The 16247-nt window shown below is 53.9% G+C and carries 16 protein-coding genes and 1 tRNA gene; 13 read left to right on the top strand and 4 right to left on the bottom strand.

The window, feature by feature from the left end; genetic code table 11:
* Position 1: 1 nt before the first annotated feature.
* The 6 genes from rplT (at position 2) to RMR24_RS13290 (ending at position 4993) form a co-directional block, all read left to right on the top strand.
* Positions 2-361: a 50S ribosomal protein L20 gene (rplT, locus tag RMR24_RS13315; protein ID WP_108282356.1), complete on the top strand. Its 360-nt coding sequence runs from the start codon at positions 2-4 to the stop codon at positions 359-361.
* Positions 362-447: 86 nt separating this feature from the next.
* A complete protein-coding gene (gene pheS / locus RMR24_RS13310) occupies positions 448-1500 on the top strand; it encodes a phenylalanine--tRNA ligase subunit alpha (RefSeq protein ID WP_310615565.1) in 1053 nt (350 codons plus the stop codon).
* A gap of 24 nt (positions 1501-1524) precedes the next feature.
* Positions 1525-3951, top strand: coding sequence for a phenylalanine--tRNA ligase subunit beta (pheT, locus tag RMR24_RS13305; RefSeq protein WP_310615564.1), 2427 nt, complete (start codon positions 1525-1527; stop codon positions 3949-3951).
* Positions 3952-3977: 26 nt separating this feature from the next.
* Entirely contained in the window at positions 3978-4313 is a 336-nt protein-coding gene (locus tag RMR24_RS13300; protein ID WP_310615563.1) for an integration host factor subunit alpha, read from the top strand.
* Positions 4314-4425: 112 nt separating this feature from the next.
* On the top strand, positions 4426-4890 hold the full coding sequence (locus tag RMR24_RS13295) for a MerR family transcriptional regulator (RefSeq protein WP_310615562.1): 465 nt from the start codon (positions 4426-4428) through the stop codon (positions 4888-4890).
* A 26-nt stretch (positions 4891-4916) separates the two neighbouring features.
* Positions 4917-4993: transfer RNA gene (locus tag RMR24_RS13290), tRNA-Pro, on the top strand.
* A 172-nt stretch (positions 4994-5165) separates the two neighbouring features.
* Here the strand turns inward: RMR24_RS13290 and RMR24_RS13285 are convergent.
* The 3 genes from RMR24_RS13285 to RMR24_RS13275 all read right to left on the bottom strand — a co-directional run bounded on the left by RMR24_RS13285 (position 5166) and on the right by RMR24_RS13275 (position 8259).
* Positions 5166-7124 (bottom strand): phage integrase central domain-containing protein, encoded by a 1959-nt coding sequence (locus RMR24_RS13285; protein ID WP_310615561.1) that lies wholly within the window; start codon positions 7122-7124, stop codon positions 5166-5168.
* 275 nt (positions 7125-7399) lie between these two features.
* Positions 7400-7948 carry an NUDIX hydrolase gene (locus RMR24_RS13280; RefSeq protein ID WP_310615560.1) on the bottom strand — a complete coding sequence of 183 codons (549 nt, stop codon included), beginning with the start codon at positions 7946-7948 and terminating at the stop codon, positions 7400-7402.
* Positions 7949-7953: 5 nt separating this feature from the next.
* The gene (locus tag RMR24_RS13275; RefSeq protein ID WP_310615559.1) at positions 7954-8259 is read right to left on the bottom strand and encodes an antibiotic biosynthesis monooxygenase; all 306 of its coding nucleotides are present in this window, start codon (positions 8257-8259) and stop codon (positions 7954-7956) included.
* Between the two features lie 86 nt (positions 8260-8345).
* Here RMR24_RS13275 and pgeF point away from each other — a divergent pair, with 86 nt between their 5' ends.
* Positions 8346-9158: a peptidoglycan editing factor PgeF gene (gene pgeF, locus RMR24_RS13270; protein WP_310615558.1), complete on the top strand. Its 813-nt coding sequence runs from the start codon at positions 8346-8348 to the stop codon at positions 9156-9158.
* Here pgeF and RMR24_RS13265 read toward each other — a convergent pair.
* Positions 9090-9383: a hypothetical protein gene (locus RMR24_RS13265; protein ID WP_310615557.1), complete on the bottom strand. Its 294-nt coding sequence runs from the start codon at positions 9381-9383 to the stop codon at positions 9090-9092. The genes pgeF and RMR24_RS13265 overlap by 69 nt on opposite strands.
* A gap of 105 nt (positions 9384-9488) precedes the next feature.
* On the opposite strand from RMR24_RS13265, the gene RMR24_RS13260 reads away from it, so the two are divergent.
* The 6 genes from RMR24_RS13260 (at position 9489) to RMR24_RS13235 (ending at position 16243) form a co-directional block, all read left to right on the top strand.
* Positions 9489-11162 carry a class I poly(R)-hydroxyalkanoic acid synthase gene (locus tag RMR24_RS13260; protein ID WP_310615556.1) on the top strand — a complete coding sequence of 558 codons (1674 nt, stop codon included), beginning with the start codon at positions 9489-9491 and terminating at the stop codon, positions 11160-11162.
* A 28-nt stretch (positions 11163-11190) separates the two neighbouring features.
* On the top strand, positions 11191-12369 hold the full coding sequence (locus RMR24_RS13255) for an acetyl-CoA C-acetyltransferase (protein ID WP_310615555.1): 1179 nt from the start codon (positions 11191-11193) through the stop codon (positions 12367-12369).
* 68 nt (positions 12370-12437) lie between these two features.
* Positions 12438-13175: an acetoacetyl-CoA reductase gene (gene phbB / locus RMR24_RS13250; protein ID WP_310615554.1), complete on the top strand. Its 738-nt coding sequence runs from the start codon at positions 12438-12440 to the stop codon at positions 13173-13175.
* 151 nt (positions 13176-13326) lie between these two features.
* Entirely contained in the window at positions 13327-14040 is a 714-nt protein-coding gene (locus RMR24_RS13245) for a class I SAM-dependent methyltransferase (protein ID WP_310615553.1), read from the top strand.
* Entirely contained in the window at positions 14040-14939 is a 900-nt protein-coding gene (locus RMR24_RS13240; protein WP_310615552.1) for an NAD(P)-dependent oxidoreductase, read from the top strand. The genes RMR24_RS13245 and RMR24_RS13240 overlap by 1 nt, the downstream gene beginning before the upstream one ends.
* A complete protein-coding gene (locus RMR24_RS13235) occupies positions 14936-16243 on the top strand; it encodes an aminotransferase class III-fold pyridoxal phosphate-dependent enzyme (RefSeq protein ID WP_310615551.1) in 1308 nt (435 codons plus the stop codon). Before RMR24_RS13240 ends, RMR24_RS13235 begins: the two co-directional genes overlap by 4 nt.
* The last annotated feature ends 4 nt before the right edge of the window (positions 16244-16247 follow it).

Raw genomic sequence — 16247 nt, 5'->3', positions numbered from 1 at the left:
TATGCCTCGCGTTAAACGTGGTGTTACGGCCCGTGCCCGTCACAAAAAAGTTCTGGCTTTAGCCAAAGGTTTCCGCGGTCGCCGCGGTAACGTCTTCCGCATCGCTAAACAAGCGGTGATGAAGGCTGGTCAATATGCTTACCGCGACCGCCGCACTAAAAAGCGCGTGTTCCGTCAGCTGTGGATCGCTCGTATCAATGCGGCTGCACGTCAGTGCGGCCTGACATACAGCCAATTCGCCAACGGCCTGAAAAAGGCAGCGATCGAAATCGACCGCAAGATGTTGGCCGACTTGGCCGTTCACGACATGGCTGCTTTCACCAGCATCGTGAATCAAGTCAAAGCCAAATTGGCCGCTTGATAGCCAAGGGTTAACCACCCACGAGTAAAGGGGTTGGGGCTACACAGCTTCAATCCCTTTTTTGTTTTCTCATTCCCCGAATTCTTATGAACGAGTTGGACTCTCTGGTCGCCAGTGCCCAGGCCCTGTTTGTGCAAAGCACCACACCGGCTGATCTTGAAAACGCCAAGGCCCAGTTCTTGGGTAAGTCAGGCCGCATCACTGAGATGATGAAAGGCATGGCCGCATTGAGCGTGGAAGAAAAGAAATCGACTGGTGCCGCTATCAACGTGGCCAAGCAAGCGATTGAAGCCGCGCTCACTGCGCGTCGCCAAGCCTTGGTCGATGCCGAACTCGAGACCCAACTCAAAGCCGAAGCCTTGGATGTGACCTTGCCCGGTCGCGCCCGCATGGCTGGCGGTTTGCACCCTGTGACCATCACACTCGAACGTGTTGAAGCCATTTTTGGCTCGATGGGTTTTGAAGTGGCCCAAGGCCCAGAGATTGAAACCGACTGGTTCAACTTCACCGCGCTCAACACGCCCGAAGACCATCCTGCGCGTTCCATGCACGACACCTTCTATGTGGAAGGTGGCAGTGCCGAGGCCCCTAACTTGCTGCGCACGCATACCAGCCCTATGCAAGTGCGTCATGCCGTGCAACACGTCAAGCGCTACCAAGCGCGCTTGGATGCCGGTCAAGGCATGCCCGAAATTCGCGTCATCGCACCAGGCCGCACCTACCGTGTGGACAGTGATGCCACGCACTCGCCCATGTTCCACCAATGCGAAGGCTTGTGGATCGGCGAGAACGTGAGCTTCAAAGACCTCAAAGTGGTCATCACTGATTTCTGCCGCACATATTTTGAGAGCGACGACTTGGTGCTGCGCTTCCGCCCCAGCTTCTTCCCCTTCACAGAGCCCAGCGCTGAGATTGACATCCAGTTCCAAAGCGGTGCTTTGGCGGGCCGTTGGCTTGAAGTGGGTGGCTCAGGCCAAGTGCACCCGAACGTAGTGCGCAACATGGGCCTCGACCCTGAGCGTTTCATCGGCTTTGCCTTTGGCATGGGCATGGACCGTTTCACCATGCTGCGTTACGGCGTGAACGATTTGCGCTTGTTCTTCGATGGCGACATTCGCTTCTTGAGCCAGTTCCAATAACGTCACGCACACACGAGATTCATCATGCAATTCCCCGAATCCTGGTTGCGCGAATTCTGCAACCCCTCACTCACTACCCAAGAGCTGGCCGATACGCTGACCATGGCCGGTTTGGAAGTGGAAGAACTCCAACCCGTTGCACCGCCTTTCACAGGCATCGTCGTCGGTGAAATCAAAGAAGCCGTGCAGCACCCCGACGCTGACCGCTTGCGCATTTGCCAAGTGGATGTGGGGCAGGGCGCTTTGCTCAACATCGTGTGCGGCGCACCCAATGCACGCGTCGGCATCAAAATTCCATGCGCCACCGTGGGCGCAGAGTTGCCACCTGCTGAAGACGGCAAGCCTTTCAAAATCAAAGTGGGCAAGCTGCGTGGCGTGGAAAGCCAAGGCATGTTGTGCTCGGCCAAAGAACTCAAAATTGCAGACGACCATGGCGGTTTGCTTGAGCTGCCAGCCGATGCACCTTTGGGTCAAAACATTCGCGAGTACCTGAACCTCGACGACACCTTGATGACCTTAAAGCTCACGCCTAATTTGGCGCATTGCTTGAGCGTGTATGGCATTGCCCGCGAAGTGTCAGCCCTCACCGGCGCACCTTTGAAGGCGCCTATGTTCCCTGCCGTTGCGGCGACTAACGCTGACAAAGTGGCTGTGAACATCAGCGCCCCCGATTTGTGTGGCCGTTTCTCAGGCCGCGTGGTGCGCGGTGTGAACACCAAAGCGCAAACGCCCGCATGGATGGTGAATCATTTGGCCCGTTGCGGCCAACGCAGCGTGAGCCCCTTGGTCGACATCTCGAACTACGTGATGTTCGAATTGGGCCGTCCTTCACACATCTTCGACCTCGACAAAATTCAAGGTGGCTTGGAGGTGCGTTGGGGCAAAGCCGGTGAGCAGCTCAAACTCTTGAATGGCAACACCGTCACCGTGGACGACAAAGTGGGCGTCATTGCTGATGCGCACCAAGTCGAGTCACTCGCCGGCATCATGGGCGGTGACGCCACGGCCGTGAGCGACGACACACAAAACATTTACATTGAAGCTGCCTTCTGGTGGCCTTCGGCCATTGCAGGCCGCTCACGCCGCTTCAACTTCAGCACCGATGCCGGCCACCGCTTTGAGCGTGGTGTGGATCCTGAGTTGACGGTGGAGCACATCGAGCGCATCACCCAGTTGGTGATCGACATTTGCGGCACGCCTAACACCACCGTGGGCCCGATCGACGACCAACGCGTCAACATGCCGGTGGCCAAGCCTGTCATCTTGCGCGTGGCGCGTGCAGAGAAGGTCATTGGTATGCCACTCACCCAACAGCGTGTTGCAGATGCTTTGCGTGGCTTGGGCTTGCCCGTGACCGAAGGCGAGGGCACTGTCACCGTGCAGCCCCCATCCTTCCGTTTCGATTTGCAAATTGAAGAAGACCTGATCGAAGAAGTGGCGCGCATGGTGGGTTACAACAATCTGCCCACCACACCACCTTCGGCACCCATCACGGCAAGCGTGTGCAAAGAAGCACAACGCAGTCCACATGCCTTGCGCCACCACTTGGCTGCTTTGGGTTACCAAGAAACCATCAACTACAGTTTTGTGGATGAGCGTTGGGAGCATGAGTTGGCAGGCAATGCCCACCCCATCAAATTACTCAACCCCATCGCCAGCCAAATGAGCGTGATGCGCTCCACCTTGTTGGGCTCCTTGCTCAACGTGGTGAAGTTCAACGTGGACCGCAAGGCTTCACGCGTGCGCGTGTTTGAAATTGGCCGCGTGTTCCACAAAGACGCATCGGTTCAAAACACAGACACCACCGTGCAAGGCTTTGACCAACCCATGCACGTGGCAAGCATTGCCTTTGGCAGCGCTGCGCCTTTGCAATGGGGCACCAAAGAACAAGCTGCAGACTTCTTTGATGTGAAAGCGGATGTCGAAGCCTTGTTGGCCCCCGCCGTGCCGCAGTTTGAAGCCGCCGAGCATCCCGCCATGCACCCCGGCCGTTGTGCCAAGGTGCTGGTCAACGGCCAAGCCGTGGGCCATGTGGGTGAGTTGCACCCACGCTGGCGTCAAAGCTGGGACTTGGCCCAAGCCCCTGTGATGTTTGAGCTCTCGCTCGATGCCGTGTTGCAACGCGATGTGCCCAAGTCCACCGGCGTAGCCAAGTTCCCCAACGTCGAGCGCGACATCGCAGTGATCGTCAAAGACAACGTCACGCATGCGCAATTGATGGCGGGTGTGCACGCCGCCAAAACACAAGGCTTGCTGCGTAACGCCGTGTTGTTTGACGTGTACCGACCTAAGGCAGAAAGCACGGCCATGGCCATGGACGAAAAGAGCTTGGCTGTGCGCCTCACGCTCAACAGCGACGAAGCCACTTTGAATGAAGCCCAAATCGAAGGCGTGGTGCAAGCTGTGCTGGCCGAGTTGGCTACCCAGGTGTCTGCGCGTTTGCGCGCTTGATGTTCACTCGTTAACAAGAGAACCGTATGGAACTTTCTTTTGAGAGCCTAGAAACGCCCGCGTTGACCAAAGCGCAATTGGCTGATTTGTTGTTTGAACAAATCGGTTTGAACAAGCGTGAATCGAAGGACATGATTGACGCCTTCTTTGACCTCATTGCACAAAGCTTGGTCAACGGCACGGATGTGAAAATCTCTAGCTTCGGCAATTTTCAAATTCGCACCAAAGCCCCTCGGCCTGGCCGCAACCCTCGAACAGGGGAATCAATTCCCATCGAGGCACGACGCGCGGTGACTTTCCATGCAAGTCACAAACTGAAAGAGCAAATTCAAGGTGACAGTAATTCCAAAGTTGACAACTGATTGAATAAGAGGCCGAGCAGGCCTCTTTTTTTTGGCAAATTTATCAGGCGGCATGATTCGAGGCCCATCTTCGTGTAACCTCTGCGGTCCCGTTTACAAGCTACTGATTTTCATGGAGAAATCCCTCCTTCCTCCCATTCCAGCCAAGCGCTACTTCACCATTGGTGAAGTGAGCGAGTTGTGCGGCGTCAAGCCGCACGTGCTGCGCTATTGGGAGCAGGAATTCACGCAGTTGCGTCCCATGAAGCGTCGGGGCAATCGCCGCTATTACCAGCGCCATGAAGTGCTGATGATTCGCCGCATCCGCGACCTCTTGTATGACCAAGGCTTCACCATCACTGGTGCACGCAACAAATTGCAAGAGCTGGTTCAAACTGAGCGAGAACGTCGCCGCGTGGGCGGTGAGCTGATTGATGTCGATTTAGCCGACGACGATGGGTTTGAAGATGACTTGGATACCGACTCAGGGGATGCGCATGCATTGCCAGCGATCGCTTTAAGTAGCAGCGATGAAGCGCTGCAAACCTTGCGCAAAGAACTCACACAAATTCGCGATCTGCTCTCTGAGCTGCACTGAGTAGGCGTTATAATTTGAGCCTGATTCGGTGTGTGGCGCAGCCTGGTAGCGCACTTGCATGGGGTGCAAGGGGTCGAAGGTTCGAATCCTTTCACACCGACCAAGAACGATAAGGGTTAGCAGTGATTTAGCTGCTAACCCTTTTTTATTTGTGATTCAGATTTTGTTTGTGGTGACCGTTCGGTGACCGTTTGGCGAAATCAAGCTTTGATTAGATGCCTTTCGTGCAAAGCTTTGATTCAAGCTATTTGCATAGCATTGCATGTCTAGCTACATCATCCTAAATTTAGGTTGAGTTTGTAACGCCTTGACCTTGTCGTTGTGTGTTTTTTTGTGACCTGCAAGATGCCAGAACACTGGAAAGCTGTTATCAATTGATTGGCCGATTTATGGTCGATTCCAAGGTAGGTGCCAGCCTCTCTACAGCTTAAAAAAAATGACTCATCCCCCCAGTGTGCTTGCAGCCCGTGGAAAAGTCTAAGCAGGCGATTACCTTTTTCCCCAAACAAATCCCATCCGGGTGTTTGCTCACTAAGTTCGGGTAAGTTATTAACAATCCCTTCAAAAGTTTGACCTTTTGGAAATTTCACTCTGTCAAACGCTACATAAAAATCGATCCAAGATGGTTCAAATGACTTTGTCCCGATAAAAGGCTTTGCGTGTTTGAACCATTCCAAAACTAGGGGTTTGAAGTAACTTACTTCTCGATCTGGTTCAATGCCTTTGGCAAGCCTAGCAAGTTCAAAAATGGCCCTATTTCTGCATCCTTCCTCGTTGGGTATGAGTTCACACGGAACCTTGATTGCATATCCCAGACTCGTAAAGGTCACAAATTCCACAGAAGAGACAGAAGAGGCAGAAGAGACAGATGATCCAGAAGAAAAAAACGCAATACGTTCATTTTTTTGCTTTGATATGCGTTCCTTAATTCTCTCAAGGCCTGGGCAAAAGCTCAGACCTCCTTGCATGAGTACATGTCCAGTCATGGTGAAATAACGCTTATCTGTATAAATTTCAACAGATAGATCGCCGATAAATCCTTGAGCAGAACCCTGCATATCACTTAGAAATAAACCGTGTAAGCCCGTACCGCTTGGCGATAGCTCTATGTATTGCACACCTATGCTGTCTAAAAGTTCGATGGCTTGAGAGCTTACAGAACCGTCATAGACGCAATTGTCAAGGTCGATTCCTGTAACTCCATCGCCATCTAAAACAGTTCCCACTCCTAGCATGCCTCCAAGCTCATACCTAACCTCACGGAACATCATCAAAGCAGACAGATTGTCAATTGCAAATTTAGATAAATGAATTGTGTGTGATCGTGAATTTTTCGAGGTTGATAGGTGCCATTTGCGTTCTGTGATGTTGAAGTCCTCCCATCTTGCATTGAGCAGCTCTCCAACGCGACAAGCAGTTGCCAAAATGAACCAGATGGCCGCCTTATTTCTTGTGGAAAGGCCAGATGTCACTAGTTTGTTGTTCAAGGCGCAAATTTCCTCTTCTGAGAGGTAGCGATCCCTTTCAACATCTCTGCCGCCAGCATCACGTTTGGTGATGTGTTCGATGGGGTTCTGTCCAATGATTTCTCGTGCATGCGCAAATCGAAACATTTGTTTGATTGTTGAGAGCAAAACGTTGCATGTGCGCAGTTTTCCTTCGGATTTAGCAGCATCGATCACACTGAGTACATCAGCCTTTGTGATCTTTTCAATCGGCAAGTCTCCGAATTTTGGGAAAAGCCTTCTCTCGAACTGGCCTTTAACAAATGCACCGCCGTCCTTTCGGCCAGACCTTTGCCCATCTGACCGCTGGTGGGGTTTTAGTTCTACTGCTGCCCATCGATCAAACACCTGTCTGACTGTTAGCTGGCGCTGAGCATCAAGTTGTTTTTGTTTTCTGTCGTTTTCAACTTTTGCAGTTTCATCCGCACGTTGTTCATTCAGGTGTTCTCGAAGATTTCTTACGCCAGAGTTGTAGATGGTTACAAACTCTGCGTATTTAGACCTAGCCTCTTTGAGGCTTATGCCTAATTTTCCCTCTGGGTCATAGGCTCCTATCGGCATCCGAACCCTTTTCCCATCCGCCGTTGTGTATCTGTAATAAAAAAGGCGCTCACCGGTTGGCGTGATCCTTCCTACCAACCTGCCCATGCCTTTCGGTGCAGCCTCGGTCAACCATCTATCTTTAGCGGTCGCTTTGATTTGCATTTGTTTGTCTGTGATGATCGCCATTGATAGTCCCTAGGTGCCCGTTCAGTACCCGTATTCAAGTGGATGGGACTGTATCGTCCTAAATCAATGTGGACTCGTAAAAATGCTAAGTTGTTGAAAATAAATAGATAAAGTGTCACTGCTGTGATATCGCTGTATTGCAATAAACCAACAGTTTGTTGCATGGGGTGCAAGGGGTCGAAGGTTCGAATCCTTTCACACCGACCAAGAATGACCAAGGGCTAGTAACTTACGTTGCTAGCCCTTTTGTCTTTTCTGCCGTTGTTTAACGCACTTTAAACAATGTCAATCTGGTGCAATTCAAATTTGCCCGTCTTTGCATCTGCAAAGTAGTGCTGCAAAGTTTCTTTGACGGTGCGAAACGCAATCTCATCCCACGGTATTTCATGCTCTGCAAATAAACGCGCTTCTTGCGTTTCGTGGCCAGGATCAAACGTGTCGCTGGTAAGTTGTGCGCGGTAGAAAAAATGCACTTGGCCTACGCGTGTCACGTTCATCAGAGTGAACAGCTCTTGCATTTCAAACTGGGCACCTGCTTCTTCTGTGGTTTCTCGCGCAGCGCCTTGAGCCACGGTTTCGTTCAGCTCCATGAAGCCGGCGGGCAATGTCCACTTGCCTAAGCGCGGCTCGATGTTGCGTTTGCACAGCAGCACTTTGTCGCCCCACACAGGCACAGTGCCCACCACATTGAGCGGGTTCTCGTAATGAATGGCGTGACAGGCGTTGCACACCGCACGCTCACGCGTGTCGCCATCGTCTGGCAGGCGATAAGTCACCGCGTTGCCACACGATTTGCAATATTGAATGAGCGGGCGGTGGAGCATGGAGGTTAGCCGTGTGATTTGCTCACGAGGTCAAAGTGTTCCACCACAGGTGGCTGTGCGAAGAAGGGGCCAACGATGGCGCGCCACTCAGCAAAGGCGGGTGACTCGCGAAAGTCCACCGTGTGGTTCTCCAGCGTGGTCCAGAAAATTTGCAACACATAGCGCTCGGGTGACTCGATGCCACGGTTGATTTTGTAGCCCTCAAAACCTTTGGCGTGTGCGATAACGGTCTCCACCCCGCGTTGGATGGCTTCGTCAAATGCAGCTTGTTGGCCAGCTTGGATGCGGATGTCGGCGAGTTCGAGAATCATGGTGGAAATGTGATGAGTTGAAATTGTCCCTAAGTCTACCGTTACCTCGCACAGGCAGAGGTCGCGTTCGGGATATCCTTCTCCGCATGCACAGCCCTCACGACACTGCACCTCCGTCTTTGGCCATACCTTTGTTTTGGCCCATGCATTGGGCCCTTCCTGCTGGCGTGCATGCCGTATGCACCACGCGTGTGGGTGGTGTGTCTCAGGCTCCTTTTGACGGGTTCAATCTGGGTGACCATGTGCGTGACGACCCTTACGCCGTGGCAGTCAACCGCACCTTGTTGCAAGCGCAACTCGGCGGAGCTCGGCCGGTATTTTTAACCCAGGTGCATGGCCTAGACGTGGCGCATCTCAACACAGACACGCCCGACGGTTCCACCGCTGATGCGTGCATGACCCAAGCCACGCAAGTTGCTTGCACCATCATGGTGGCCGACTGCTTACCCTTGTTGTTCACCGATGACGCCGGTCAAGTGGTGGCTGCGGCGCATGCGGGTTGGCGTGGTTTGGCTGCGGGTGTGATTGAAAAAACTGTGAATGCGGTATGTCAAACGGCAGATGTGACCCCCACGCAGGTTCGCGTGTGGCTTGGGCCTTGCATTGGCCCAGACGCATTTGAGGTGGGAGAAGATGTGCGTGTGGCGTTTACCTCGGGCGCAGCATCTGAGTCATCCACCGTCCAACGCTATTTCAAACCGCATCCTGCACATGCAGGTAAATGGTTGGCAGACCTTGCAGGCTTGGCGCGTCAACGATTACAAGCGATGGGCATCACTTCAATGGCGGGCAATGACAGCACACCCGAGTGGTGCACGGTGTCGCAAAGCTCAAAGCTCTTTTCGTACCGGCGCGACGGCGTCACCGGACGCTTCGCTGTGTGCATCTGGCGCGACTGAGTTAACGTTTGCAGCACGGTGTGCTTCTCGTTCAGCGGCCTCTTTGGTCTTGATGGCGCGGCGCCTGGCAGGCGTGCCCATGATGTAACCCACCACGCTCATGGGCAACACGCCGTAAAGCAGGAAAGTAAAGGCTGCGCCAAGCAAAGTGCCCACGGGGCTTGTTGCTTCGGCGATGGCCATCATCAAAGCCACGTAAATCCACGCGATCAGGACCAAATACATCTAGGGGTTTTCTCTTGAGTTTGATTTTTGTCAGAAATTAGAAGGTAATTCACTGACATACTGGTGACAGTTAAAAAGACAACAGCGACTGTATAGGAGTTAGTGATGGATCAGAATGCGGCCCTCAAGAGCCTAGGGGATAGCTGGCTCAAAGCTTTGGCCTCATTTCAAACAATCGGTGGAGGGGATGCCAAAACACCATCACTGAGCTTTGCGCCCGACAAGCTCGAATCGCTGCAAAAACAGTACATCGAAGAAGCCACCGCACTTTGGAACCAAAGTCTGCACGGCAACACCGAAGTCAAAGACCGCCGTTTCAAAGGCGAAGCATGGGCGCACAACCCCATGGCGGCGTTTACCGCTGCAGCATATTTGCTCAACACCCGCACGATGATGGCGCTCACAGACGCTGCCGACACTGACGCCAAAACCAAAGCACGTATTCAATTTGCCGTCGAGCAGTGGGCTGCTGCTGCTGCCCCTAGCAATTACTTGGCGCTCAACGCCGAAGCGCAGCAAAAAGCAATTGACACCAAGGGTGAAAGCATTTCCAAAGGTATTCAAAATCTGTTGCACGACATGCAGCAAGGCCATGTGTCGATGACCGACGAGAGCTTGTTTGAGGTGGGCAAAAACGTAGCCACCACCGAAGGCAAAGTGGTGTTTGAAAACGAGTTCTTCCAACTGCTCGAATACAAGCCACTCACCGCCAAGGTTTACGAGCGTCCGTTCTTGTTTGTGCCGCCTTGCATCAACAAGTTCTACATCTTGGATTTGCAGCCAGAAAACTCATTCATTCGCTATGCCGTCGCCCAAGGTCACCGCACCTTTGTTGTGAGCTGGCGCAACCCCGACGAAAGCCTGCGCAACACCACATGGGACAACTATGTGGAAGACGTGGCCATTCAAGCCATCAAGGTGGTGCAAGAAATTGGTGGTGCCAAACAAATCAACGCCTTGGGTTTCTGTGTGGGCGGGACCATCCTCTCCAACGCACTGGCCGTGTTGGCGGCGCGTGATGAAAAGCCTGTGGCCAGCGCCACCTTGCTCACCACGTTGATCGACTTCACCGATACCGGCGTGTTGGATGTGTTCATCGACGAAGCCTTTGTGAAATATCGCGAAGGCCAGTTTGCCGAAGGCGGGCTGATGAAGGGCAAAGACATGGCGTCGACCTTCAGCTTCTTGCGTCCGAATGATTTGGTGTGGAACTACGTGGTGGGCAACTACCTCAAGGGCGAAACGCCGCCACCGTTTGACTTGCTTTACTGGAACAGCGACTCCACCAACTTGCCCGGCCCCATGTACGCCTGGTATTTGCGCAACACCTACCTCGAAAACAACCTCATCAAACCAGGCAAAGCCACGGTGTGTGGCGAGAAGATTGACCTGCGCAAGGTGGACATGCCACTCTACATCTATGGCTCCCGTGAAGACCACATCGTACCGATCGGTGGCGCTTATGCCAGCACCCAAGTGTTCCCCGGAAAAAAGCGTTTTGTCATGGGCGCTTCGGGCCACATCGCGGGTGTGATTAATCCACCCGCAGCCAACAAGCGTTGTTATTGGACCGGTAGCGAAACCAGCTTCCCCAAAGACGCCGAACAATGGATTGGCAAGGCCAAAGAACACGCAGGCAGCTGGTGGACGGATTGGTCTGCCTGGCTCAAAACACACGCAGGCAAACATATTGCAGCGCCTAAAGCTTATGGCCGTGGCAAGCACAAAGCAATTGAAGCGGCACCTGGCCGTTACGTCAAAGAACGCTCTAGCAATTAACTTTTCAATATTTTCTTGGGAGATAAAAATGGAAGACATCGTCATCGTTTCAGCAGCACGCACCGCAGTGGGCAAGTTTGGCGGTTCACTCGCCAAAATTGCAGCCACTGAGCTGGGTTCTATCGTCATTCGTGAAGCCTTGGCACGTGCCAAGGTCGACCCTTCGTTGGTGGGCGAAGTCATCATGGGCCAAGTGTTGGCGGCAGGTGCTGGTCAAAACCCAGCACGTCAAGCCTTGATGAAGTCAGGCATCCCCAACGCAGTGCCTGCGCTCACCATCAACGCTGTGTGCGGCTCCGGCCTCAAGGCTGTCATGCTGGCTGCGCAAGCTGTGGCTTATGGCGACAGCGACATCGTGGTGGCGGGCGGTCAAGAAAACATGAGCGCTTCGGGCCATGTGTTGTTGGGTTCGCGTGACGGCCAACGCATGGGCAACTGGAACATGATCGACACCATGATCGTGGATGGTTTGTGGGACGTTTACAACCAGTACCACATGGGCATCACCGCCGAGAACGTGGCCAAGGCACACGGTATTACCCGCGACATGCAAGATGCCTTGGCATTGGCGAGCCAACAAAAAGCAACGGCGGCACAAGACGCAGGCAAGTTCAAAGACGAAATCGTGTCGGTCAACATCCCTCAGCGCAAGGGTGACCCTGTCGTGTTCAATGCCGACGAATACATCAACAAGAAAACCACTGCGGAAGCCTTAGCTGGTTTGCGCCCAGCTTTTGATAAAGCAGGCTCTGTGACGGCTGGCAATGCCTCTGGCATCAACGATGGCGCAGCCGCTGTGGTGGTGATGACGGCTAAGAAAGCAGCCGCCTTAGGCCTCACCCCCTTGGCACGCATTGCAGCTTTTGGCACCAGTGGTTTGGACCCAGCGGTCATGGGCATGGGCCCCGTGTCTGCTTCGCGCAAAGCTTTGGAGCGTGCGGGCTGGAAAGCCTCAGACATTGACTTGTTCGAACTCAACGAAGCCTTCGCAGCGCAAGCCTGCGCGGTGAACCAAGCGTTGGACATCGACCCAGCCAAGGTCAACGTCAACGGCGGTGCTATTGCCATTGGTCACCCCATTGGCGCATCAGGCTGCCGTATCTTGGTGACCTTGCTGCACGAAATGCAACGCACCAATGCCAAGAAGGGTTTGGCCGCGCTGTGTATCGGTGGCGGTATGGGCGTGTCGTTGGCCCTGGAGCGTTAATAAAAAGCGCTGATCAAGCGTTAATTCAGATTTCTTTCACCAAAAAACTCATAAATCAGGAGACAAAAATGAGCGAAAAAGTAGCGTACGTCACAGGGGGTATGGGTGGCATTGGAACCGCGATTTGCCAGCGTCTTCATAAAGAAGGTTTCAAGGTCATCGCAGGTTGCGGCCCAACCCGTGACTTTGTGAAGTGGTTGGACGAGCAAAAAGCTCTGGGTTACACCTTCTACGCGTCCGTCGGCAACGTGGGCGATTGGGACTCTACGGTCGAAGCTTTCACCAAAGCCAAAGCCGAGCACGGCCCCATCGACGTGTTGGTCAACAACGCCGGTATCACCAAGGACCGTATGTTCTTGAAGATGACACGCGAAGACTGGAGCGCGGTGATGAGCACCAACCTCGACTCCATGTTCAACGTGACCAAGCAAGTGGTGCCAGATATGGTTGAGCGTGGCTGGGGCCGCATCATCAACATCTCGTCGGTGAACGGCGAAAAAGGCCAAGCGGGTCAAACCAACTACTCGGCGGCCAAAGCCGGTATGCACGGTTTCTCCATGGCTTTGGCCCAAGAGCTGGCCACCAAAGGCGTGACAGTCAACACTGTGTCGCCTGGCTATATTGGCACCGACATGGTCAACGCCATTCGTCCTGATGTGTTGGAAAAGATCGTGGCCACCGTACCCGTCAAACGTTTGGGCAAGCCCAGCGAAATCGCCTCCATCATTGCGTGGATGGCCAGCGAAGACGGTGGCTACACCACAGGTGCTGACTTTGCTGTTAACGGTGGTTTGCACATGGGTTAAGGCATCGCGCTATAGGCGTTGTGTTTTTGCTTGAAGGCCGCAGATGCATCTGCGGCCTTTTTGTTTGCCAGTTGGCTAGGTAATAACCCGTCACGCAATTTTGATAAAGTGGCCAAATTAATAACAAATGTGGCATAAGTGCCAGGGAATCATGGGCGATTACACCAACATGGCGGGTTACTACGATGTCATCATGACCTCGGGTTACTACGATTACGCAAAGATTGTGGACAGCTTGGTGGCTCATCACCCTCAGCGCAATGTTTTAGAAATTGGTTGTGGCACGGGCTTGATTTTGGAAGAGTTGGCCAAGCGCCAACCCAAGCTGCCCATCACTGGCATCGATTTGACCGCGCCCATGTTGTCGATTGCGCAAAAGCGTTTGGCCCCGTTTTCAACGGTGTCGCTCTCGCAGCAAAACATCACCGAGTTGGCGTTGGATGAAAAACACGAGTTGGCTTTTTCCTACGGCGGCGTTTGGTACTTTGTGATCGATGGCGACAAAGAGCCTTTCTTGGTCAGTCACATTGCAGACGCGCACGCCAACGAATTGGGGTTTGAGCATTTGGCCAAGCACATCGCCGTGGGCGGAACCTTGTTGTTGGGCATTCAGGGCCCGCACCATGACTACGAAACCGTCATCTCCAACGGCATGACGTATTCGCAAAAAATTGACCCCACCGACATTGGCTTTATCAAGCACTATTACCTGCAAGACGGTGACCACAAAGTGATGGACCAAACCGTGCACTACCGCACTTACACCTTTGCTGATGCCCAAGCGCTCATGGGCGCGTATGGTTTTGAATATGTGGCTGAGAAAGATGCCAACCAACTGTTCTTGCAGTTCAAAAAGGTGAACTGATGAGCGCTGCAAAACCTCGGTTGTTTTTCATTGGCGTGGGCAACATGGGCAACCCCATGGCTGCCAACTTGGTGAAGGCGGGCTACCCCGTCACGGTGTTTGATGTGTCGCGCGCCAAGGCTGAGAACTTGATCGCCTTGGGTGCCACTTGGGTGGGCAGCTTGGCCGAAGGTGCTGTACACGCCGATGTGGTGATGGCGTCCTTGCCAGGTCCTGTGCAAGTGCGCGAGGTGATGTTGGGTGAGCAAGGCGTGTTGGCTCACGTCAAAGCCGGTGCAACGGTGATTGACACCTCCACTAGCGCGGTGGAGTTGGTGCAAGAGTTAGTGGCCTTGGCCAAGAGCAAAGGCGTGGACTTTTTAGAAGCCCCGGTGACCAATGCAGTGGACATGGCAGCACTAGGCCGCTTGTCTATTTTTGTGGGCGGCGACTCAGCCACCTTTGAAAAACACAAACCCATCTTTGACGTCATCGGCGAAAAAATATTCCATGTGGGCGAGCCCGGCAACGGCGCCACCATCAAGCTGCTCACCAACTTGCTGTGGTTTGTCAGCGCTGCTGCGATAGGTGAAGGTTTGATGTTGGGTGCGAAGGCCGGCATTCCGCTGCACACGGTGTGGGAAGCCATCAAGTCGAGTGCAGGCAACAGTTGGGTGGCTGAGCACGATGTGCCGTCGATCTTTGCGGGCCACTACGACCCGAGCTTTTCGCTGGCGCTGTGTTGCAAAGATTTGGGCCTCATCAACGGCATTGCCAAATCACAAGGCTATGACTTGCCCATGGGCGGCATGGCACAACAGTTGTTTCAACAAGCCATGGCCACGTATGGCCCTGAAGCGGCAGAGTTGCATGTGGTGAAACTTTTAGAAGAGCGTGTGGGACACATGCTGCGACCATGACCCATCAATCTCGTTTACTGGCCGAAGCCCATTTGCACATGCCACAAGGCGTGGCGGAGAACTACCGCTATTGGGGCGAAAAAGACACCGTGTTCATCGCCAGCGCCAAAGGCTGCATGCTCACGGATGTGGACGGCAAAACCTATGTGGACTTCCGCTTAGGCTACGGCCCCATCATCTTGGGCTACCGCGACGAGCGTGTAGACAACGCGGTGATTGAGCAAATCACACAACGCGGCACGCTCTCAGGCTTTTCGACAGAGCTCGACACCACGGTGGTCCAGCAAATCAAAGCCATGTGCCCCAACATCGACAAGCTGCGCTTTGCCAACTCGGGCACCGAAGCTGTCATGGGCGCTGTGCGCACCGCACGCGGCTACACCCAACGTGACCGCGTGGCGATTGTGGAAGGCTCTTTCCACGGCTTGTACGACGAGATGATGTGGAAGTCCGACATCGAACATTGGCAGCCAGGCAGCAACGTGGCACCCAAGGTCATCCCGTTCGGTGGCGGCATTCCCGAGCGCAGCCGTGAATTGCTGAGCATCATCAGCCACAACGACTTTGAAGCACTTGAAAACTTGTTTGCCACGCAAGGCGACACCTTGGCCTGCGTGGTGATTGAGCCCATCATTGGCAATGCGGGTAGCGTGGCAGCTAGCCAAGAATGGTTGCAGCGTTTGCGTGACCTGTGCACACAGCACGGCACGGTGCTCATCATTGATGAAGTGAAATCAGGCTTTCGCGTCGCGAAGGGTGGGGCGCAAGAGTTGTATGGCATCCACGGCGACCTCACCACCTATGCCAAAGCCATGGGCAACGGTTACCCCGTCGCCGCCTTTGGTGGCAAAGCCCATGTGATGGATGTGGTGGGGTCACACCCCGGCGGCGTGGTGCACGGCGGCACTTACACCGCTAACTTGGTGGCGCTCAGTGCAGCACACGCCACGCTCAAAATTCTGGCTGAAACCAACGCACAGCAAACCATCAACCTCGCGGGTGAACAAATTCAAGCCGTGCTGGGTCGTGTGTTTACGGCGGCGGGCATTGAGCACGCTTTTGCTGGGCCGCCCGCGATGTTTGGCATTCACTTCAGTGCCACCGTGCCCACCAACTACCGTGATTGGCGCGTGACCAACAGTGAGTTGTATCGCAAGTTTGCGTGGGAGCTGATTGCGCGTGGTGTGATGCTAGAGCCAGACTCGCGCGAGCCTTGGTTCATTTGCGAAGCGCATCAGCACATGGATTTGGGTTGGCTCGAAGAGGTGGCCATGCAGTCCATGCGTGCTGCGCTAGCCAGCTGAGTTG

Origin of the sequence: Limnohabitans sp. (assembly GCF_031539105.1) — a bacterium.
Classification (GTDB): Bacteria; Pseudomonadota; Gammaproteobacteria; order Burkholderiales; family Burkholderiaceae_C; genus Limnohabitans.
The sequence above is the reverse complement of the archived record's forward strand: the minus strand, read 5'-3'. Positions and strand labels throughout refer to the sequence as shown.